We start from the raw sequence: 20,402 nt of genomic DNA, 5'->3' as shown, positions 1-20,402 counted from the left end.
CCGTGACGAAGAATAAAGGGCGTGAAACCGAAGCTCGAGGCCCGCCATACCTGGGTTTCCAGCGCATCCAGTGCAAGGCTGCCGACGGCTCTATTCTTGTCGTTCGGATTTTCGACGGATTGATGAATTTAGACGCGTTCTTTACCTTTTCCGCCATGCGCGTCCGTTTTGTACAAGTGACCGGTCGTGCTTTTTGGGATGACGAGGCAAGCCGGCGTGTGCGGTGAATTCGCGGTTCACCGATGGACAGGCACTTCGCCGGTGCCTGTGCTGTGCGTCCCGGGTGCAGCGCGGCCCGCTTACGGTGCAGTGCAGCATCCGCCCCGCGCCCATACAACGTATGGAGCTAGGGTTTAGCCGTATGGCACGGTTGTTGCGCTCGCTCCCACAATACGGCAGCCCGATCCGTGCCTCGGGCTAAAAGCTATTAGAGATTCAAGGAACGCTCCCCATGTCGCCCGACCGCACAGCGTCGCTGTCCCACTTCGCGTTCATGCCTTTACCGAACTTCACGATGATCGCGTTCACCAATGCGATCGAGGTGCTTCGGATGGCGAACTACCTGAGCGGCCAGCCGCTCTACCGCTGGTCGATCATCAGCCCGGACGGCGGCCCGGTCACGGCGAGCAATGGCCTCACGGTCGACACGGGCCCGGCCGAGTGCGTCGGGCAGCCGGATATCGTATTCGTGTGCGGCGGCGTCGACGTGCAGCGCGCGACCACGCCCGCCCATCTGTCGACGCTGCGCCGCTTCGCGCGTTCGGGAATTCCGCTCGGCAGCCTGTGCACGGGCACCTATGCGCTCGCGAAGTCGGGGCTGCTCGCGGGCTACGCGTGCGCGATCCACTGGGAAAACATGTCGGCGCTGAAGGAAGAGTTTCCGGACACGCGCTTCCTGAAGGAACTGTTCGTGGTCGACCGCGATCGCATCACATGCACGGGCGGCGTCGCGCCGCTCGACATGATGCTGAACCTGATCGCCGCGCGGATAGGCACGCCGCGCGTCACGCAGATCGCCGAGCAGTTCATCGTCGAACACGTGCGCGACACGAGCGCGCAACAGCGGATGCCGCTCGTCGCGCGGCTCGGCTCGGCGAACAAGTCGCTGTTCGAAGTGATTTCGCTGATGGAGAACAACATCGAGGAACCGCTGTCGCGCGAGGAACTCGCGCGGCTCGCGAACATGTCGCAGCGGCAGTTGCAGCGCCTGTTCCGCGAACACCTCGGGATGACGCCCACGCACTATTACCTGACGCTGCGGCTGCGCCGCGCGCGCGAGCTGCTGCTGCAGACCGACATGTCGATCATGCACATCACGATGGCGTGCGGCTTCCAGTCGGCATGCCACTTCAGCAAGAGCTATCGCGACGCGTTCGGCGTCGCGCCGACGCGCGAACGCCGCAAGCAGGTCGCGCCGCTCGCGCAGGGCGCGGCGACATCCGCGCCGGCGTTTCCGGCGCATGTGATTCATGCGTGACGCACGAGTTGCGCGATAAAAAAAAAGCGGCCTCGAAGGCCGCTTTTTGCTGGTGCTTACGATCCCCACACCTGCATTTCGTCGAGCGAATACCCCCACTGCGTCGCCCGCTTCGTACCGAGCATCCGCACGTAGCGCCCCTGCGCATTCAGGTTCGGCAACGTGACGTGACCGTACGACACGCCGTTGTTCGTCGAGTAGACCGTCGTCCAGTTCGCGTTGTCGTTCGACGTCTGGATCTGGTACACGAGCGCGCCCGCGTCCCAGTAGAGATCGACGCTGCTGATCTTCTTCACCGCGCCGAGATCGACGGAGATCCATTGCGGATCGACGCCCGCCCCTTCCGGCGAATCCCAGCGCGTGCTGGTCGTGTTGCCGTCGAACGCCTTGTCCGCCGTCAGCGATGTGTTGTAGCTCGCCGACGCGGCAGCCGGCCGCCCTTGCGACAGCAGCGTCGGCTGCGCGGCGGCCGGGCCGCCGTAGTAGCTCGAGCCGAGCTTCGCCTTGGTCGTGTCCGCGTTCACGCCGAACTGCGACAGGCTCCAGCGCTGGCCGGTCGTCACGTCGCCGACGTAGAGCTGGTAGCCGCCCGCCGTCGTCGACGAGAAGAACACGTAGTTCGTGCCGGTCACCGGCGCCGGGTCCGAGTTGTTGCTCACGCAGTCGTTGATCGGCAGCGCGTTCGGCGTCGATGCCGGGTCCGCGGTCTTCGTGTAGATCTGGTCCGCGCCGCCGCTATCCTTCCAGCGTGCATAGAACACCATGCCGTCGCCGCGTACGATCGGATAGTAGGTCTGCAGACCGGCCGGATGATCGAACGTGGCGGTCGCGCCGGTCGCGATCGTGCGCTTCATCAGCCCCATGTTCGAGCCGGTGCCCGTCGCGTAGTAGACGGCGCTCGCGTCCGGCGCGAGGAACGGCATCGAGTATTCGGCGCCGGCCGGTGCGTTCGTCAGGCTCACGACCGACGTGAACACCGGGCCCGCGCTCGTGTACGACAGCGTGCCCTGCTTCACGTCGCCGTTCTGCTTGAACACGAGCGTCTTGCCGTCGGCGCTGAATTTCGGATCTTCGTTGCGCGTCGCGCCGGTGCTGTTCGTCAGGTTCACGGGCGGCGTGCCGGCGCCGAGCTGCAGCATGAACACGTTCCATGCGCCGTTGCTGATGCCCATGAACGCGAGCCACTTGCCGTCGGGGCTGAACACGCCGTTCATCGGATCGGTGATGCCCCAGCTGCTCTTGCTCAACTGCGTGAGCGTATGGGCCGAAAAATCGTACAGGAACAGCTGGCTCGTGCCGTCGCCGTAGTTGACGTAGCTGTGATAGACGAGCTTGCCGGTCAGCGCCGCGGGAAACGACGCGTTGGATTGAGTCGGAGGATTGCTGATGCAGGCCGCTTCGGCGGCACCACTGGACAGGTTGAGAGCGATGCCGGCCACGAGGCCCGCAGCGAGGAACTTCGATTTCACGCTGATTGCTTCCGGGAAAGGTAGGGACGGAGCGGCCCGGGTCCCGCACACGGTGCACGGGGATCACGGGTCCGCCATCGGAGGGCGCGAACTCGGTATCGATCACGCATCGGGAATGAAACTTGCGCAGGATGCCTGCTCGCTCGTCTGAAGAAAAGGCTCAAAGTGAGTCGAAAACAACCGGATCAGCGACAGGCGCATCAGCGTTTGAGGGCGGGATTGAACGCGGCGGAGGCCGTGCTACTCTTTTTTCACGACGGCCGCGATCGGCCGGAGGGCAGGCATGAAGCGTTATGCGGCGCTGGCTCAGACGATTGGCGACGCGATCCGGCGTGGCGACCTCGGGCCCGGCGCGCGTATCCCGACCGTGCGCGCAGCGTGCCGCGCTTACCGTGTAAGTCCATCCACCGTGTTTCGCGCGTACTACAAGCTCGAAAGCGAGGGCCTGATCACCGCGCGTGCGCGCTCCGGATATTTCGTTGCGAACCTGGATGACAAGCGCGTGCGCGCGGGTCACGACACCCCGCGCAAACCGGCTGCGCCGCAGGCCGGCGACAACGATGTGCTGTTCCGCTTGCTCGACTCGCTCAAATTCGACGACATCGTGCCGCTGGGTTCCGCATTCGCGAGCTATTCGCTGTTTCCGATGAGCAGCCTGTGGCGGTATGCGGCGGCGGCGGCCCGCAACATGGACCGCGCGAAACTGCTGGCCGGACTGCCGCCCGGCCATGAAGCGCTGCGCCGCCAGATCGCACTGCGCTACCTGAACGCGGGCGCGTCATTGCCGATGGAAGAGATCGTCATCACGACCGGCGCGGCCGAAGCGCTGACGCTGAGCCTGCAGGCGCTCACGCGCCCCGGCGACATCGTCGCGATCGAACGTCCGGCCTACCACGCGGTACTGCAGGCCGTGCGGCGGCTGCATCTGAAGGCCATCGAAATCCCGGTGGATCCGCGCACCGGCCTCGATCTCGATGCGCTCACCGACGCGCTCGACACGCATCCGGTGCGCGCCTGCTGGTTCATGACCTCGTTCCACAACCCGACCGGCGCGACGCTGCCCGACGAGCGCAAGCGCGCGCTGATCGAGCTGCTCGCGTCGCACCGCGTGCCGCTGATCGAGGACGACGTGTTCGGCGAACTGCACTTCGGCCCGACGCCCACGCGGCCCGCGAAGCTGTACGACGAAAGCGGGCTGGTGCTGCATTGCGGTTCGTTCTCGAAGTGCCTCGCCCCCGGTTTCCGGGTCGGCTGGGTCGCGGCCGGACGCTACGTGAAGCAGATCAGGCAGGTGAAGAACGCGAGCGCGCCGGCGGCCGACGTGCCCGCGCAGATGGCTGTATCCCGCTACCTGCTCAACGGCGCGTACGACCGCTTCCTGCGCAGGCTCCGCCGCAACCTGGCGGCGCACCAGGCACAGATGCTGGCGGCCGTCCGCGCGTACTTCCCGCCCGACACGGCGGTGCATGCCCCGCGCGGCGGGTATTTACTGTGGATCGAATTGCCGCCGCACGTGGATGCGATGCGGTTGTTCGGCGACGCGATGAAAAACGGCGTCAGCCTCGCGCCCGGGCCGATTTTTTCCATGACGGGCGCCTTTCACCGCTACGTCCGGCTGAACTACGGCCGGCCGTGGACCCCTGCCGTCGAGGACGCGATGCAAACCCTCGGGACGCTCGCGGGGCGGCAACGACAGACGAGGTAGCAACGACCATGCAAGTCCTGCCCATCCGGAAAGTCCGCACGCGCGACACGTTGCGCGGCGCACTGAACCTGCGCGCCGAGCCGCGCGATGCCGTCAGCCAGCGCTGCCGGCAATGCGGCTTCATGGCATTCCGCGCCACCGAGCAATGCCCCGTCTGCGGACTCGGGGACTGGCCGTTCGCGCCGCTGCGCGAATCGAGCGAATCGATCGAATCGATCGAATCGAGCGAATCGAGCGAATCGAGCGAATCGAGCGACCAGGGCAACCGGAGCGACGAAGCGCAGGCCGCTCCTCCGCACGACGCGCTCCCCGTCCCGACATGGTCGTCGCGGATCGGCGCCGCGGTGCGCAGCGCGGCGATCCGGCGGCCGAGCGCGTCGAGCGCGCCGCTGCTGAGCATCCTGACCCTCGTGCTGCTGGTCGGCGGCTATGTGACGTTCGACCGGACGTGCAAGGCCGACCCGGTCTGCCGCGGCCAGGGCGCGCCGGCGCCAGCGGCAAACGACGCCAGTCTGCATGCGGCCGACGCGCAGACGTTGCCGGTCGTGCCCGCGCCCGTCTATGCATTTCATCCGGCCGACCACCCGGCGCTCGACACCGACCGGCTTGCCGCCGCCGACCGGCTGGACGCAACCGATCGAGCAGGCTATGCCGGCACGAGCCGACACATGACCGGACGCACGGCAACCACGGTCGCGCGGCACGCACCGGCGGTGCGCGCGCGCAGCGGTACTCGCGTCGTCAACTGGAAAGGCGGCGCTACCGCGACGCGACACGCGCACGCGATCCGCCGCGTGAGCCTGCATACGCGCCACGGTCGGCGCGCGACGGCAAGCGCGACCCAAGTGGCCATGGTCTATCGCGCGCACTGAGCGCCGGGCGCGCCGGAATTCGGCGCGATCGCGGCCGCGATGCTGTCGTACGGGATCGCCGCATACGACTCGAAGCGCAAGCCGGCGAGCGTCCGGCCGTTCGTGTCGGCGTTCGGCAGCCGGTTGGCCGCGGCGATCGGTCTCGTGCCGCACGCCATATCGCAGCAATCGCGGGCCGCAGCGATCAGGGTTCGCCTGCGCCGGCAGCACCCGGCCACAGCAAAAACGGGCGGCACCGTTTCCGGTACCGCCCGTTTCATGTTCCGCCCGTTCGTGCGTCAGGCCGCCAGCAAGCCGTGCGGATCGATCACGAATTTGCGCGGCGCGCCGCCGTCGAACTTCTTGTAGCCTTCCGGCGCCTGATCGAGCGAGATCACCTCGACGTTGACGATCTTCGCGATCGGCAGACGGTCGAACAGGATGGCCTGCATCAGGTTGCGGTTGTACTTCAGCACCGGCGTCTGGCCCGTGAAGAACGAATGCGACTTCGCCCAGCCGAGGCCGAAGCGGATGCTCAGGCTGCCGTGCTGCGCGGCCTTGTCCTTCGCGCCCGGATCGTCCGTCACGTACAGGCCCGGAATGCCGATCGCGCCGGCCGGACGCGTGATTTCCATCAGCGAGTTCAGCACCGTCGCGGGCGCTTCCTCGGAATGGCCCGACGAACCGTGGCCGTGCGCCTCGAAGCCGACGCAGTCGACCGCGCAGTCGATCTCCGGCACGCCGAGGATCTGCTCGATCTGCTCGCCGAGCGACGCGTCCTTCGACAGGTCGACCGTCTCGAAGCCCATCGCCCGCGCGTGCGCGAGGCGTTCCGCGTTCATGTCGCCGACGATCGTGACCGCCGCGCCGAGCAGGCGCGCCGATGCGGCCGCCGCCATCCCGACCGGGCCCGCGCCCGCGATGTAGACCGTCGAGCCCGGCTTCACGCCCGCGCTCACCGCACCGTGATAACCGGTCGGCAGAATGTCGGACAGGCAGGTCAGGTCGCGGATCTTCGCCATTGCCTGGTCGCGGTCCGGGAATTTCAGCAGGTTGAAGTCGGCGTACGGCACGAGCACGTACTCGGCCTGGCCGCCGATCCAGCCGCCCATGTCGACGTAGCCGTATGCGCCGCCGGCTCGCGACGGGTTCACGTTCAGGCACACGCCCGTATGCGTGTCCTTGCACATCGCGCAGCGGCCGCACGCGACGTTGAAGGGCACCGACACGAGATCGCCGATCTTCAGCGTCTCGACGTCGCGGCCCACCTCGACCACTTCGCCCGTGATCTCGTGACCGAGCACGAGGCCGATCGGCGCGGTCGTGCGGCCGCGCACCATGTGCTGGTCGGAACCGCAGATGTTCGTGCTGACCACTTTCAGGATCACGCCGTGGCCGATCGCGCGGCCGGTCGGATCGACCATCTTCGGATAATCGATCTTCTGAACTTCGACCTTGCCCGGCCCAAGATAGACGACACCTCGATTGCTGCTCATCGTATTGTCTCCATGTCTCGTTGGATGGCGCTGCTGTGCGCCGGCAGATGCGGTGCTACGCAACGTGCTGTTCGAGAGTAGTCCCGGAGGTGGGGGCGTCGATGTCTCAAACGCGACACGCGTTTGATCGGTGCCGACATCGGTGGCGGAAATGCGAAAGTCGGGCCGGAAAAGGGGTGCGTGGTGGGGGCTGCAGGAGATGCAGGCCGCGAGGCCGCCGGAGCCGCCGATCGGCGCGAACGACCCGCCAATCCGTGCGTTGGTCGGGTGCGTTGATTGGTACCTTGATCGGGGCCTTGATCCGGGGGCGCCGATCGGGTGCCCTATTCGGGCGCGTTGGTCGGATGCACCGGTCACCCGCCCCCGCCATCTGTCACCCGGATTGGTTCGTGTGTTTTCTGCGTGCGCCGGCGTAGGAAACTCACCCGCCCTGATTCTCGCGGACGATCGCGGCAGCAGCCGCTTCCGCGTCGCTCGCGACACCGTCGTGCACGCGCGTGCTGACGGCCGGCGTCGGCGGTTCGCTGTCGAGCGCATGGCCGTCGCGGTTGCGCGTATCGACCGTCGCGCGCATCGAAAGCCCGACCCGCAGCGGATGCGCGGCCAGATCGCGGGGATCGAGCGCGATCACGACCGGCACGCGCTGCACGACCTTGATCCAGTTGCCGGCCGCGTTCTGCGACGGCAGCATCGAGAACGCGCTGCCGGTGCCGGCCGAGAAGCCCTGCACGCGGCCGCGATAGACGACGCGCGACCCGTACAGGTCCGACACCACGTCGACCGGCTGGCCGACGCGCATGTGGCGGATCTGCCCTTCCTTGAAATTCGCCTCGATCCACAGCCGGTTCAACTGCACGATCGACATCAGCGGCACGCCGGGCCCGACTTGCTGGCCCGCCTGCACCGAACGCTGGCCGACCGTGCCGTCGACCGGCGCGATGATCGTCGTGCGCTTCAGGTTCCGGTACGCGAGCTTGAACTGCGCCGCGGCCTGCACGACTGCCGGGCTCTCGTCCACCGGCAGCTTGCTGCCGAGCGCCCGCGCGGCGTCGAGCTGCGCCTGCGCGGCCGCGAGGTTCGCCTGGGCGCCGGCGACGGCCGCGCGGGCGCGCGCCAGCTCCTCCGGCGCGACGATCTCGACCGACGCGCCCGAACGCGCGGCAAGCGCGCGCTGCGCGAGCGACAGGTCGGCCTGGCGCGCGCTCACGGCTGCCACGTACATCGTGTTCGAGATCTTCGCGTTCGCGACCTGCCGCACGGCCTGCGCGAGCTGCGCCTTCGCCTGCGCGAACGCGACGGACGCTTCCGTGTCGTCGAGCCGCACGAGCGTCTGCCCGGCGCGCACGGGCTGCGTATCGGCGACCAGCACGTCGGTCACGGCGCCCGGAATCTGTGCAGCGACCTGCACGATGCTGCCGGCGACGTACGCGTCGTCGGTATCCTCGTAATAGCGGTCGCGTAGCAGCCAGAACGCGATCCAGACGAGCGCGGCGAGCATCACGATCGCGAAGAACAGCATGAAGCGCTTGCGACGCGTCGCGCGGCGCGCGTCGAGTGCGGGGTCGTTCAGAGTGGCCGGCTGCGCCGCGGTGTGAAGGTTGTCGTGGTGCATCAGTCGCTTTGCGTAACGATCAGGCGGTCATGCTGGAACACGGGGAGCGCGGACGCGCGCGTGTCGGCGGCAACGGTGGGGGGCGCGCGGCGCGAGCCGACGCCGACGCTCGTGCTGGTATTTGCGCTGGCGCTCGTACTCGCGCCGGTACTCACACTCACATTCGCGGCATCGACAGCCGGACTACGCGGCGCGACCGACACCGCCGGCGGATCGATCCGCGCGGCACGCGGCGCGGCGCCGCTACCTGACACCGCCGCGCGCCGCACTTGCGCGCTGGTGTCCGCCGAGCTACCGCGGGCAGCGGCGTTCACCGTCGCGCCGCGTTTCGTCCGCGCGCCTTGCGCGGTACGCGCCGCGGGCATCGCCGCACCCGCAGTCGTTGCGCTCGCATCGAACCCGCCGCCGAGCGCGCCGACCAGCCCGACGCGCAGCGTCCGCTGCCGCCCGAGCAGCGCGATCAGCTGCGCGCGTTCGTCGATCAGCGTGAGGTCCGCGACATCGACATCCTTCTGCATCAACACGCCGCGCCGATGGCGATCAGCCGCGATCTGCACGATCTTCTGCGCGGCGGCGACGGCATCCTGCTGCTGCATGACGAGCGTCTGCGCGGTCTGCAGCGACGTGACGATTTGCGCGACCTGCCCGAGCGCGTCGTCGACGGTCTTGTTGTACAGCCCGATCGCGACGTCGGCCTGCGCGACGTCCGCGCCGAGCTTCGCCTTCAGCCGGCCGCGATCGAACACCGGCAGCGAGATCGCCGGGCCGACGGAGCCGGCGAGCGAATCGCGCGAGAACAGCGACGCGGGCGTCAGCGCGAACACGCCGCCGAGCGCGACGAGGTTCACGTCCGGATAGAACTGCGCGCGCGTCGAATCGGCATTCGCGAACGCGGCTTCGACGCGCAGCCGCGCGGCGACGATGTCGGGCCGGCGGCCGAGCAGATCGGCCGGCAGCCGCGCGGGCAGCGCGCCGCCGGGGAATGCGCCGACGCGCGGCCGCTGCAACGCGAGCCCGCGCTCCGGCCCGCGGCCGGACAGCACGCCCAGCTGCAATTGCGCGAGCTTGATCTGTTCGTCGTTCAGCGCGATCTGTGCGAGCAGGCGGCTGCGCTTGATCGACGCGTCGCTCGCGTCGTACGCATTGTCGAGGCCGCGCGCGGTGCGCTCGCGCAGCACGGCCGTCACGCGCTGGCTGATCTTCAGCTTCTGCTGCAGCAGGTCGCGCACCGCGTACGCCTCATCGAGCTGGCAATACACGGTGACGATCGCGACCGCGAGCGTGAGCCGCACCTGCTCGGCCTCGACACCGGCCGCGTCGCGCAGCGACATCAGGCTCTTCGTCGCCGCGCGGTTCTTGCCCCACAGGTCGAGCTGGTAGTTCAGCCCGACGAACACCGACGACGGCGACACGACCGGATCGCCGAAGATCTCGACCGGCACGCGATAACCGCCCGCCGTCACGTCGGCGATGTCGCCCGGCTTCGGCATCCGCGCGCGGCTGACCGTCGCGCCGGCCGTGCCGGTCAAGCCCGTCAGCGAATCGAACTGCTGAAGCTGCGACTGCGCGATCCGCAGCCGCGCCTGCGCGACCTGCAGATCCGGATTGTTCTGCGATGCCTCCACGACCAGTTCGTCGAGCTGCGGATCCTGCAGCTGCTTCACCCAGTCGGGCGCGGGCCATGCGCCATCCGCGCCGGGCCCCGCGGTGCGAGCGAGCGCGTCGCCGGCCGGTGAGCGCAGCGACAGCGACGGCAGGAACCCCGACGGCACGCAGCCGCCCAGCGCCAGCAGCGCGGCGGCCGCGACGATCGCCCAGCCGCCCTCCCCGCGCCGCGCCGGCCGAGCGGCTCGCGCCGCTTTCATGATGCGTTCCATCGCCGCCCTCACCCCTGCTGGACGCGCCGCGCGCGCGCGGCGAGACGCGGCCGCGTGCGCTCGAGCGGACCGAGCCGCCCGAACAGGCCGTCGGCGATGCCGAACGCGATGCCCGCGAGCTTGGCGCGCTTGTCGCGCTCGACGAGCGCGATCTGCACGACCTGCCACACGGTCAGCAGGTTCGGCACGATCGCCACCGGAAAGCGCAACCCGTACTGCATCCCGAGCTGCACCGCATTGCGTGCGCTGTAGTAGCGCCGTTGCCACGAGTGATTCATCGACGTCATTTCGAAAGGGCCGAACGCGTGCCGCTGCTTCGCGCCGATCCGGTGCGGCAGCACCAGCGACGGCACGACGTAGAGCGGCACGTTGCGCGCAAGCGCGCGGAAGCTGTACTCGGTATCGACGTGATCGATGAACAGCGTCTCGTCGAAGCGGCCGAGCACCTCGAACGCGGCGCGCGACACGACGCAGCCCGACGAGATCAGGAACGCGCAGCGTTGCGGCGGCGCGTCGGGCGCGAGATGCAGCCGGCGCAACGCGATCCCGTCGGTCGCGAGTTCGGGCAGGAAGCTGCGCGCGTTCTCGTCGAAGATGCGCGGGCCGGCCAGGAACGCGCGCCCCGCGAGCCCCGTGCAGGCGTCGCGCATCGTCGCGAAGTAACGGGCCGGCACCGACGAATCCTGGTCGAACAGCGCGACCGCGTCGACGTCGTCGCGAAACAGCGCCGCGAGCCCCGCGTTGTAGGCGCCCGCGATTCCGCCGCGATTGCCGTGATGCAGCAGCGCGATGCCGTCGCGCGCGCACACGTCGCGAGCGCGCGCATCGGGCTGCGGCGTGTTGTCGACGACCAGCAGCGCGTCGCACGCGTGCCGCCACGCGCCGAGCGCCGCGAGCTGCGCGTCGCTCGGGTGATACAGGATCACGAGTGCGCCGAGTGTCGTCATGCCGCTCTCCTCAATGTCCGAACGAAGCGGCCGCGCCGCGCTTCGGCCGCGTGAGCCACATCATCGCGGCGAGCATGAGGCACGTCATGCTCGCCATCCAGAACATGTCGCCCGTCGCCATCATGTACGCCTGCTGCATCACGACCTGGTGCAGCGTGGACAGCTCGCGCACGCCGTCCACGCCCATCGCGTTCAGCGTGTGCACGAAGCGCTGCGTGTTCGCCGACGCGTGCGTGACCGATTGCGACACGACGTCGTAGTGATAGGTCGCGCGGTTGTCCCACAGCGTCACGCTCATCGCGGTGCCGAATGCGGCGGACAGCGTGCGCAGGAAGTTCGACAGGCTCGACGCGGCCGCGAGCCGGTCGTCCGGGATGCGCGACAGCGTCGCGGCCGTCAGCGGAATGAAGAAACACGGCAGCCCGATACCCTGGATCAACCCGGGCGCGGCGATCTGCACGAACGTCATCTTCAGCGTGAAATGCGCATCCCATGCGAGTACGGCCTCAAATATCAGGAATCCGAACGTCGCAAGCACACGCGCGTCGAAGCGATGCGCGTGCAGGCCGACGAGAATCGAGAACACCAGCGCGAGCACGCCGAGCGACGCGGTGGCGAGCCCCGCGTGGAACGCGTTGTAGCCCATCACCGCCTGCATCCACAGCGGGAACACGACGCCCACCACCGAGAAGCTCATCATCCCGAGCGAGATGATCAGCACGCAGAACGAGAACGTGCGGTCGCGAAACAGGCTGAGGTCGACGACCGGATGCGCGTCGCCCGCCTCCCAGATCAGCAGCGACACGATCGCGAGCCCCGCGACCACCGCGAGCGTGACGATCAGCGGCGAATCGAACCAGCCCTTGTCGTGACCGAGATCGAGCATCGCCTGCAGCGAACCGACGCCGATCACGAGCAGCACGATGCCCGGCACGTCGATCGGGCCGGCCGCGCCGCGCTGCGCGTCGGGGCGCAGCATCGCGGTGCAGACGGCGAACGAGAACAGCCCGATCGGCAAATTGATCAGGAAGATCCACGGCCACGAGAAGCTGTCGACGATCCAGCCACCGACCACCGGCCCGAAGATCGGCGCGAGCAGCACCGTCATCGCCCACAGCGCGAGCGCGACCGTGCGCTTGTCCGGCGGGAACGTGCGCAGCAGGATCGTCTGCGACAGCGGCACCATCGGCCCCGAGCACAGCCCCTGCAGCGCGCGGCAGACCACCAGCACGTGCAGGTCGCGTGCGAGCCCGCACAGCAGCGACGTCAGCGTGAACAGCAGCACCGCGCCGACGAACAGCCGCAGCTCGCCGACGCGCCGCGCGAGCCAGCCGGTCAGCGGCACCGCGATCGCGGCCGCGACCGAATACGAGCTGATCACCCACGTACCCTGGCTATTCGAGACGCCGAGACTGCCGGAGATCGCCGGCACCGCGACGTTCGTCACGGTCGAGTCGAGCACTTCGATGAAGGTGGCGAGCGACAGCGCGAACGTCAGCAGCGCGAGCCGCGCGCCGCGCACCGGCGGCGCGGCGGGTGCGGGTTCGCGTGCATCGACGGCGGCGGGCGCGTCCTGAAGCGGCGCTGCGGTGCTCATGCGCCCGCCGTCGCGAGGTAGGCCTGCACCCGCGCGCGTCCGTGGTTAGGCGCGAAGCGCTCGATGAAATCGGCGGCGCGCTCGCAGCCGTCCGGCGCCCGATCGATCAGCGCACGCGTGCGTTCCGCATGCACCGCGAATTCCGGCTCGTCCAGCACGCGCGCGAGCGCCGCACCGAGACGCGCGCCGTCGACGGGGCCGTCGATACGCACGCCGGCGCCGCTCGCCGCGACGCGCTGCGCATTGTCGAACTGGTCGTGCGCGAACGGCGTCACGACCTGCGGGATCCCGGCTTCGAACGCGAGCGCTGCAGTGCCGATCCCGCCGTGATGCACGAGCGCGCGGCAACGCGGCAGCAGCGCGCGCATCGGCACGAAGCGGCGCACCAGCAGCCGGTCGCCGGCCGGTGCCGCATCGTGCGGGCTCAGCAGGATGCCGCGCGCGCCGGTGGCATGCAGCGCGTCCGCGACCGCGCGCGCATACGCGGCGTGATCGACCCGTGTCGACCCGGCCGTGAACACGACGGGCGGCTCACCGGCCGCGAGGAACGCGTCGAGCGCGCGATCGTCGCCGGGCGTCGCGATGTCGTTGAACAGCGGAAAACCGCTTTGCAGATGACCGGCCGGCCAGTCGCGCTGCGCCGGTGCGAACCAGTCGGGAAACAGGCACAGCACGCCGTCGGTCGAATGCAGCCAGCGGCCGAGCACGCGCCGCGCGGGCGCGAGCCCGAGATCGCGGCGCACCGCGTTGAGCGCCGGCCCGCACACGCGGTCGAGCACCTGCCGCTCGATCAGCGTCATCAGCGCCGCCTTCACCGGCAGCGGCCAGCGCGCGGGAATCGTCAGGCGCGGATGCGTCGGCGGCACGTGCGCGGACAGCAGCGTCGACGGCGACACCTGCACCGACACGTACGGCGTGCCGTGCAGCTCCTGCATGAAGCGCGCGGAAAACGCCCACAGCGTGCCGACCAGCACGGTATCGCGATCGGTCAGCGCGCGCAGCGCGTCGTAGTGCGGGCGCAGCACGGGCGCGATCACCTGCCACAGCGTGCGAAACGACGTGCGCGGATCCCACAGCGCCGGGTTCGCCATCGCGGCCTCGTACTCGGCCGCGGTGCCGACCGGCACGAACGTGAAGCCGCAGCGGCGCGCGGCCGCCTCGAACGGCGGATGCGTGCAGAACACGACGTCGTGGCCGCGCGTCGCGAGTGCGCGCGCGACGCCGAGCAGCGGATGCACGTCGCCCGCCGAGCCGATCGCGGTCACGATCACCTTCGCCATCGCGCGCCTCGCGGGAGTCAGTAGAAGCCGGGGATCAGCGCCGCGACCTCGCGGCGATACTGCGTGTACGCCGGCCCGAAATGGCCGGTCAGCCAGCTCTCCTCGACACGCACCTTGTACGCGAGCGACGCGAACACGAGCGCGACGCCGAGCGCGCCGCGCCACTCGCCGCCGATCAGCGCGGCGCCGGCCAGCGCGATCAGGCAGCCGGTGTAGATCGGATGACGCACGAGGCCGTACGGGCCGGTGCGAACGAGTTCGTGGTTTTCCTTCAGCGTGACGGACACGCTCCAGTTCGTGCCGAGATGCAGCCGCGCCCACACGGAGAACAGCAGCCCCGCGACGAGCACCGCGAGCCCGCATTGCGCCTGCAGGCCGAAGCGCTGCCAGTCGGGCACGAGCGCCTGCCACGACGGATCGGGCAGGATGATCAGCGCGCCGCCGACGATCAGCGGAATCGACTGCAGCGTGCGCGAGCGCGACGCCTCCTTGCGCACGGTCGTCTTCACGGCCTGCGACGTCGCGATCCAGTAGGCGAGCCAGATGGCCCACGGAGCGACGATGGCGATGGTCTGAACGATATTCACGGCTGGCCTGCCTCGTGTGGATGAGAATTCGGATGCACCCGGCGTGCCCGGTGCGCGACGTGCTGCGTCACGACGACAGCGCCGGCATCGGTGCTGGCACGCACGCATGCGCGGCGCCGAGCGCGATGCCCGCGGCAACGGGCGGCGCGTCGCAGAAGTAGTCGAGCAGCGCCGCCCGCGTGGCTTCGCGCTGCGCGCGGCCTTCGATGTCGAGGAAATGGCCGGCGTCGGGAATCGTCGCGAAGCGTGCGCGCGGCACGTGCGCGGCCAGCTGGCGAACGTCGGCCGGCGTCGTGTATTCGTCGCGCTCGCCGTTCAGGAACAGCAGCTCGCAGCCGATGTTCGAGAACTCGCTCAGGTAGCGCTCCGGCTGCAGCGACAGGATCTGGTCGACGTGGAACGCGACCTGGTCCTGCTCGTCACGCGGCAGCCGCGTCAGATACCGGTAGTTGTACAGCTTCATGATGCGCGGCAGGTAGCGGCCGACCGTATCGTTCAGCAGCTGCGCGGCCTTCAGGTTCTCGCCGGCCGCGATGTGGTCGCGGGCGCGCGTCACGTAGTCGACCATCGCGTCGTTCAGGAACGGCGAGAACGAGCAGATCGCCGCGCGCCGCACGCTCGGGCAGCCGCGCGCGAGCGCGAACAGCGACGCGACGCCGCCCCACGATACCGACACGAGGAACGCGGGCGCGAAACGCTCGACCAGATGCTGGAGGATCGCGGCCTCGTCGTCCTTGGTCAGGATGAAGCAACCGGGGTTGTGCTGGCGCGACTGCCCCGCGTACGGCAGGTCGAAGCAGATCGTGTTCATCCGCTCGCCGAGATACTGGACGGTCTGCCCGAACGAGGCGGTCGTCGCGAGCGCGCCGTTGACGAGCATCGCCGTGTCGAACGACGGATCGAACACGTTCCGTTCGACGTAGACCTTCAGACCATTCGGTAGCGGGACCACGTATTTTTCGGTCGGCATCGTCGTTCTCCGGTGGATGCGGCGTCTCGGCGTCGCGGCATGCTGCAGGTGCGCAATGGCGGGCGCCGGCCCTGTCGCGGTCGTTGGCCGCGCCCATTGCCGACGCACCGCGGGAATAACCCGCGGCGCCGATTCATTCCTTGTGGTGCGGCGCCATACTAATACGGGCAATATTACTTACTCAAGTCATTCAAACGATCCCCTCTACTCCACCTGGAAATACGCCAGATTCGAATATTTTTGGCATTTTTTATGGTATGCGGAATCGATCAGAAGGTGGCGGCAATCGTTTGCGAGCGAGCCTTCAATCAATGGCACCACCGAATCATTTCCTTTAAATTCAAATAGATAAAATGTTTTAATCGATCGATTGAAGCGAGTTTTCAGAAATTTCCGTTAGCGGCGCACGGCATTCGAATTCCCGGATTTACGAGAATTTCACATAGCTCGACATTCTTTCGATCAGTAATAAATCGAATACGGAAACATTCGCGGCCATTGCACCGTCTTTACCGAAACCGTTTTAAACAAACTTCAAATTATTTAACCACCTTTCAATCGGTTTTTCCGCACCTGCACAATCGCGGCGGCATCATCGGCTTGGTTCCTCCACCCTTCCATCTACCGTCGGACCCCGATTTTTTATTGATTGAACGGTCAATAAAAAACCGCTAAGCTCTCGGCTTCCAGGAACGGCCCGTCCGGGCGAAGGAGTCGCGATGCCGAAAGTCGGAATGCGGGAGATTCGTCGCGCGCAGTTGATCGACGCGACGCTGCGCTCGATCGACGAAGCCGGCCTGCCCGGCACGACGCTCGCCTCGGTCGCGCAGCGCGCGAACATCTCGACGGGGATCGTCAGCCACTACTTCGGCGACAAGGACGGCCTGCTCGAAGCCACGATGCGGCACGTGCTGCGCGATCTGTGGGCGGCCACCACGCGCCGCCGCGTCGCCGCCCGCAAGGACCCGCGCTCCCGGCTGCGCGCGATCGCCGCCGCGAACTTCGACGTCACGCAGGTCAGCACGCCCGTGATGAAGACCTGGCTCGCGTTCTGGTCGCAGAGCATGCACGACGCGATGCTCAAGCGCCTGCAGCACGTGAACACGCGGCGCCTCCATTCGAACCTGTGCGCGGAATTCGCCAAGGCGCTGCCGCGCGCGAAAGCACGGGAAGCCGCCAGCGGCCTCGCCGCGCTGATCGACGGCCTGTGGCTGCGCGGCGCGCTCGCCGGCGGCCCGATCGACACCCGGGCTGCACTGAAGCTCACCCACGATTACATCGACCTGCTGCTCGCGTCCGACTGACGCGTCGCGCACTCGCCCTCAAGGAGATCCTCATGTCCGTATACGGTTTGCAGCGCCTCTACATCGGCGGCGGTTACGTCGACGCCACCAGCGGCAAGACTTTCGACACCTTCGATCCCGCCACCGGCGAACTGCTCGCGCAGGTGCAGCAGGCGAGCGCGGCCGACGTCGACCGCGCGGTCGCATCGGCGCAGGAAGGCCAGCGCGAATGGGCCGCGATGACCGCGATGCAGCGCTCGCGCATCCTCCGGCGCGCGGTCGACCTGCTGCGCGAACGCAACGACGAACTCGCGGCGATCGAGACGCGCGACACCGGCAAGCCGATCGGCGAGACGCTCGCGGTCGACATCGTCACCGGCGCGGACGTGATCGAGTACTACGCGGGCCTCGCGACCGCGATCGAAGGGCTGCAGGTGCCGCTGCGCGCCGAGTCGTTCGTGTATACGCGCCGCGAGCCGCTCGGCGTGTGCGCGGGCATCGGCGCATGGAACTACCCGATCCAGATCGCCTGCTGGAAGACCGCGCCCGCGCTCGCGGCCGGCAACGCGATGGTGTTCAAGCCGAGCGAAGTCACGCCGCTCACCGCGCTGAAGCTCGCGGAAATCTATACGGAAGCCGGCGTGCCGGCCGGCGTGTTCAACGTCGTGCAGGGCGACGGTTCGGTCGGCGCGCTGCTGACCGGCCATCCGGACATCGCGAAGGTGTCGTTTACCGGCGGCGTCGAGACCGGCAAGAAGGTGATGTCGCTGGCCGGCGCATCGTCGCTGAAGGAAGTGACGATGGAGCTCGGCGGCAAGTCGCCGCTGATCGTGTTCGAGGATGCCGACCTCGACCGCGCCGCCGACATCGCGGTCACCGCCAACTTCTTCAGCTCGGGCCAGGTCTGCACCAACGGCACGCGCGTGTTCGTGCACGGCTCGGTGAAGGACGCGTTCACGCAGAAGGTGCTCGAACGCGTGAAGCGCATCCGCGTCGGCAAGCCGACCGATGCCGACACCAACTTCGGCCCGCTCGTGTCGGCCGCGCAGCTCGACAAGGTGCTCGGCTTCATCGAGAGCGGCAAGGCCGAAGGCGCGAAGCTGCTTGCGGGCGGCACGCGCCTGACCGACGGCCACTTCGGCAACGGCCAGTACGTCGCGCCGACCGTGTTCGGCGACTGCCGCGACGACATGAAGATCGTGCGCGAGGAGATTTTCGGGCCGGTGATGAGCATCCTCGAATTCGCATCGGAAGACGAAGTGATCGCCCGCGCGAACGACACGCACTACGGCCTCGCGGCCGGCGTCGTGACCGAGAACCTGTCGCGCGCGCACCGCACGATCCACCGCCTCGAAGCCGGCATCTGCTGGATCAACACGTGGGGCGAATCGCCGGCCGAGATGCCGGTTGGCGGATACAAGCAATCCGGTGTCGGACGCGAGAACGGCATCACGACGCTCGAACACTACACTCGAATCAAGTCGGTACAGGTCGAGCTCGGCCGTTACAACCCGGTGTTTTGAGAACGAGAGGAGATTCCCCGTCATGACGACACGCGAATACGACTACATCATCTGCGGCGCGGGCTCCGCGGGCAACGTGCTCGCGACGCGCCTGACGGAAGATCCGAATGTCACGGTGCTGCTGCTCGAAGCGGGCGGCCCCGACTACCGCTTCGACTTCCGTACGCAGATGCCGGCGGCGCTCGCCTATCCGCTGCAGGGCCGTCGCTACAACTGGGCCTACGAGACCGACCCCGAGCCGCACATGGACAACCGCCGGATGGAATGCGGCCGCGGCAAGGGGCTCGGCGGCTCGTCGCTGATCAACGGGATGTGCTACATCCGCGGCAACGCGCTCGACTACGACAACTGGTCGACGCACAAGGGGCTCGAGAACTGGACGTATCTCGACTGCCTGCCGTACTTCAAGAAGGCCGAGACGCGTGACGTCGGCCCGAACGATTACCACGGCGGCGACGGCCCCGTGTCGGTCACGACCAGCAAGCCGGGCGTGAATCCGCTGTTCGAGGCGATGGTCGATGCGGGCGTGCAGGCCGGTTATCCGCGCACCGACGACCTGAACGGTTATCAGCAGGAAGGGTTCGGCCCGATGGACCGCACCGTCACGCCGAAGGGCCGTCGCGCGAGCACCGCGCGCGGCTACCTCGACCAGGCGCGCGCGCGGCCGAACCTCGAGATCGTCACGCACGCGCTCGCCGACCGCATCCTGTTCGACGGCAAGCGCGCATCGGGCGTCACGTACCTGCGCGGCAGCGAGCGCGCGACCGCGCATGCGCGCCGCGAAGTGCTCGTGTGCAGCGGCGCGATCGCATCGCCGCAACTGCTGCAGCGCTCGGGCGTCGGCCCCGGCGCGTGGCTGAAGGAACTCGACATCCCCGTCGTGCTCGACCTGCCTGGCGTCGGCCAGAACCTGCAGGATCACCTGGAGATGTACATCCAGTACGAGTGCAAGGAGCCGGTGTCGCTGTATCCGGCGCTCAAGTGGTGGAACCAGCCGAAGATCGGCCTCGAATGGATGCTGAACGGCACCGGCCTCGGCGCGACCAATCACTTCGAGGCGGGCGGCTTCATCCGCACGCGCGACGACGACCTGTGGCCGAACATCCAGTATCACTTCCTGCCCGTCGCGATCAACTACAACGGCTCGAACGCGATCGAGATGCACGGTTTCCAGGCGCACGTCGGTTCGATGCGTTCGCCGAGCCGCGGCCGCGTGAAGCTGCGCTCGCGCGACCCGAACGATCATCCGAGCATCCTGTTCAACTACATGGCCGAAGCGCTCGACTGGCGCGAGTTCCGCGATGCGATCCGCGCGACGCGCGAGATCATGCGGCAGCCCGCGCTCGACCGCTATCGCGGCCGCGAGCTGAACCCGGGCGCCGATTGCAAGACCGACAAGGAACTCGACGCGTTCGTGCGGGCCCGCGCTGAAACCGCGTTCCATCCGTCGTGCTCGTGCAAGATGGGTTACGACGACATGGCCGTGGTCGACGAGGAAGGCCGCGTGCACGGGCTCGACGGGCTGCGCGTGGTCGACGCGTCGATCATGCCGATCATCACGACCGGCAACCTGAACGCGCCGACGATCATGATCGCGGAGAAGATCGCCGACAAGATCCGCGGACGCAAGCCGCTCGCGCGTGTCGACGTGCCTTACTTCGTCGCGAACGGCGCGATGGCGCGCAATGTCGCGAAGGCGGTGCGGCAGCCGGAAACGGCGTAACCGCG

The 20,402-nt window shown here is 68.0% G+C and carries 16 protein-coding genes; 7 read left to right on the top strand and 9 right to left on the bottom strand.

All coding sequences use genetic code 11. The annotated features are described in order from the left end of the window. Nucleotides 1–2 precede the first annotated feature (2 nt). Nucleotides 3–227, top strand: a complete 225-nt coding sequence (locus DIE12_RS08285) for a hypothetical protein (protein ID WP_124485147.1) — start codon at nt 3–5, stop codon at nt 225–227. 224 nt (nt 228–451) lie between these two features. Then, nucleotides 452–1,477 (top strand): GlxA family transcriptional regulator, encoded by a 1,026-nt coding sequence (locus DIE12_RS08280; protein ID WP_124521481.1) that lies wholly within the window; start codon nt 452–454, stop codon nt 1,475–1,477. 56 nt (nt 1,478–1,533) lie between these two features. On the opposite strand, the gene DIE12_RS08275 is transcribed toward DIE12_RS08280, so the two are convergent. Then, a complete protein-coding gene (locus DIE12_RS08275; protein ID WP_044844365.1) occupies nt 1,534–2,946 on the bottom strand; it encodes a discoidin domain-containing protein in 1,413 nt (470 codons plus the stop codon). 283 nt (nt 2,947–3,229) lie between these two features. Here DIE12_RS08275 and DIE12_RS08270 point away from each other — a divergent pair, with 283 nt between their 5' ends. Then, a complete protein-coding gene (locus DIE12_RS08270) occupies nt 3,230–4,651 on the top strand; it encodes a PLP-dependent aminotransferase family protein (RefSeq protein ID WP_124521479.1) in 1,422 nt (473 codons plus the stop codon). Nucleotides 4,652–4,659: 8 nt separating this feature from the next. Next, complete coding sequence (locus DIE12_RS38025; protein ID WP_185640986.1) at nt 4,660–5,523, top strand: ATP-dependent serine protease; 864 nt, start codon at nt 4,660–4,662, stop codon at nt 5,521–5,523. Nucleotides 5,524–5,801: 278 nt separating this feature from the next. Here the strand turns inward: DIE12_RS38025 and fdhA are convergent, their stop codons facing one another. From fdhA to DIE12_RS08215, 8 genes are all read right to left on the bottom strand, one after another. After that, on the bottom strand, nt 5,802–6,998 hold the full coding sequence (gene fdhA, locus DIE12_RS08250) for a formaldehyde dehydrogenase, glutathione-independent (RefSeq protein ID WP_044844368.1): 1,197 nt from the start codon (nt 6,996–6,998) through the stop codon (nt 5,802–5,804). 421 nt (nt 6,999–7,419) lie between these two features. Then, a complete protein-coding gene (locus DIE12_RS08245; RefSeq protein ID WP_124521473.1) occupies nt 7,420–8,610 on the bottom strand; it encodes an efflux RND transporter periplasmic adaptor subunit in 1,191 nt (396 codons plus the stop codon). After that, nucleotides 8,610–10,487, bottom strand: coding sequence for an efflux transporter outer membrane subunit (locus tag DIE12_RS08240; protein WP_124521471.1), 1,878 nt, complete (start codon nt 10,485–10,487; stop codon nt 8,610–8,612). Before DIE12_RS08240 ends, DIE12_RS08245 begins: the two co-directional genes overlap by 1 nt. An 8-nt stretch (nt 10,488–10,495) precedes the next feature. Beyond that, complete coding sequence (locus tag DIE12_RS08235; protein WP_124521469.1) at nt 10,496–11,434, bottom strand: glycosyltransferase family 2 protein; 939 nt, start codon at nt 11,432–11,434, stop codon at nt 10,496–10,498. A gap of 10 nt (nt 11,435–11,444) precedes the next feature. Continuing rightward, nucleotides 11,445–13,031 (bottom strand): DHA2 family efflux MFS transporter permease subunit, encoded by a 1,587-nt coding sequence (locus tag DIE12_RS08230; RefSeq protein ID WP_124521467.1) that lies wholly within the window; start codon nt 13,029–13,031, stop codon nt 11,445–11,447. Further along, entirely contained in the window at nt 13,028–14,311 is a 1,284-nt protein-coding gene (locus DIE12_RS08225) for a glycosyltransferase (protein ID WP_124521465.1), read from the bottom strand. Before DIE12_RS08225 ends, DIE12_RS08230 begins: the two co-directional genes overlap by 4 nt. Nucleotides 14,312–14,328: 17 nt before the next feature. Beyond that, nucleotides 14,329–14,898, bottom strand: a complete 570-nt coding sequence (locus DIE12_RS08220; RefSeq protein ID WP_124485138.1) for an isoprenylcysteine carboxylmethyltransferase family protein — start codon at nt 14,896–14,898, stop codon at nt 14,329–14,331. A 67-nt stretch (nt 14,899–14,965) separates the two neighbouring features. Next, nucleotides 14,966–15,868 (bottom strand): alpha/beta fold hydrolase, encoded by a 903-nt coding sequence (locus DIE12_RS08215; protein ID WP_124485137.1) that lies wholly within the window; start codon nt 15,866–15,868, stop codon nt 14,966–14,968. A gap of 719 nt (nt 15,869–16,587) precedes the next feature. On the opposite strand from DIE12_RS08215, the gene betI reads away from it, so the two are divergent. From betI to betA, 3 genes are read left to right on the top strand one after another with little or no spacing between them, the layout of a single operon-like run. Next, nucleotides 16,588–17,172 (top strand): transcriptional regulator BetI, encoded by a 585-nt coding sequence (gene betI / locus DIE12_RS08210; RefSeq protein ID WP_044844376.1) that lies wholly within the window; start codon nt 16,588–16,590, stop codon nt 17,170–17,172. Nucleotides 17,173–17,204: 32 nt separating this feature from the next. Further along, nucleotides 17,205–18,674: a betaine-aldehyde dehydrogenase gene (gene betB / locus DIE12_RS08205; RefSeq protein ID WP_044844377.1), complete on the top strand. Its 1,470-nt coding sequence runs from the start codon at nt 17,205–17,207 to the stop codon at nt 18,672–18,674. Between the two features lie 22 nt (nt 18,675–18,696). Next, complete coding sequence (gene betA, locus DIE12_RS08200; RefSeq protein WP_044844378.1) at nt 18,697–20,397, top strand: choline dehydrogenase; 1,701 nt, start codon at nt 18,697–18,699, stop codon at nt 20,395–20,397. The last annotated feature ends 5 nt before the right edge of the window (nt 20,398–20,402 follow it).

The organism is Burkholderia sp. Bp9015, from assembly GCF_003853505.1.
Classification (GTDB): Bacteria; Pseudomonadota; Gammaproteobacteria; order Burkholderiales; family Burkholderiaceae; genus Burkholderia.
This window is presented reverse-complemented; position numbering and strand designations above follow the sequence as displayed.

Coding starts and splice junctions, on each gene's coding strand:
- DIE12_RS08280 (WP_124521481.1), top strand. CDS start 452: ATGTCGCCCGACCGCACAGCGTCGCTGTCCCACTTCGCGTTCATGCCT.
- DIE12_RS08270 (WP_124521479.1), top strand. CDS start 3,230: ATGAAGCGTTATGCGGCGCTGGCTCAGACGATTGGCGACGCGATCCGG.
- DIE12_RS38025 (WP_185640986.1), top strand. CDS start 4,660: ATGCAAGTCCTGCCCATCCGGAAAGTCCGCACGCGCGACACGTTGCGC.
- fdhA (WP_044844368.1), bottom strand. CDS start 6,998: ATGAGCAGCAATCGAGGTGTCGTCTATCTTGGGCCGGGCAAGGTCGAA.
- DIE12_RS08245 (WP_124521473.1), bottom strand. CDS start 8,610: ATGCACCACGACAACCTTCACACCGCGGCGCAGCCGGCCACTCTGAAC.
- DIE12_RS08240 (WP_124521471.1), bottom strand. CDS start 10,487: ATGGAACGCATCATGAAAGCGGCGCGAGCCGCTCGGCCGGCGCGGCGC.
- DIE12_RS08235 (WP_124521469.1), bottom strand. CDS start 11,434: ATGACGACACTCGGCGCACTCGTGATCCTGTATCACCCGAGCGACGCG.
- DIE12_RS08230 (WP_124521467.1), bottom strand. CDS start 13,031: ATGAGCACCGCAGCGCCGCTTCAGGACGCGCCCGCCGCCGTCGATGCA.
- DIE12_RS08225 (WP_124521465.1), bottom strand. CDS start 14,311: ATGGCGAAGGTGATCGTGACCGCGATCGGCTCGGCGGGCGACGTGCAT.
- DIE12_RS08215 (WP_124485137.1), bottom strand. CDS start 15,868: ATGCCGACCGAAAAATACGTGGTCCCGCTACCGAATGGTCTGAAGGTC.
- betI (WP_044844376.1), top strand. CDS start 16,588: ATGCCGAAAGTCGGAATGCGGGAGATTCGTCGCGCGCAGTTGATCGAC.
- betB (WP_044844377.1), top strand. CDS start 17,205: ATGTCCGTATACGGTTTGCAGCGCCTCTACATCGGCGGCGGTTACGTC.
- betA (WP_044844378.1), top strand. CDS start 18,697: ATGACGACACGCGAATACGACTACATCATCTGCGGCGCGGGCTCCGCG.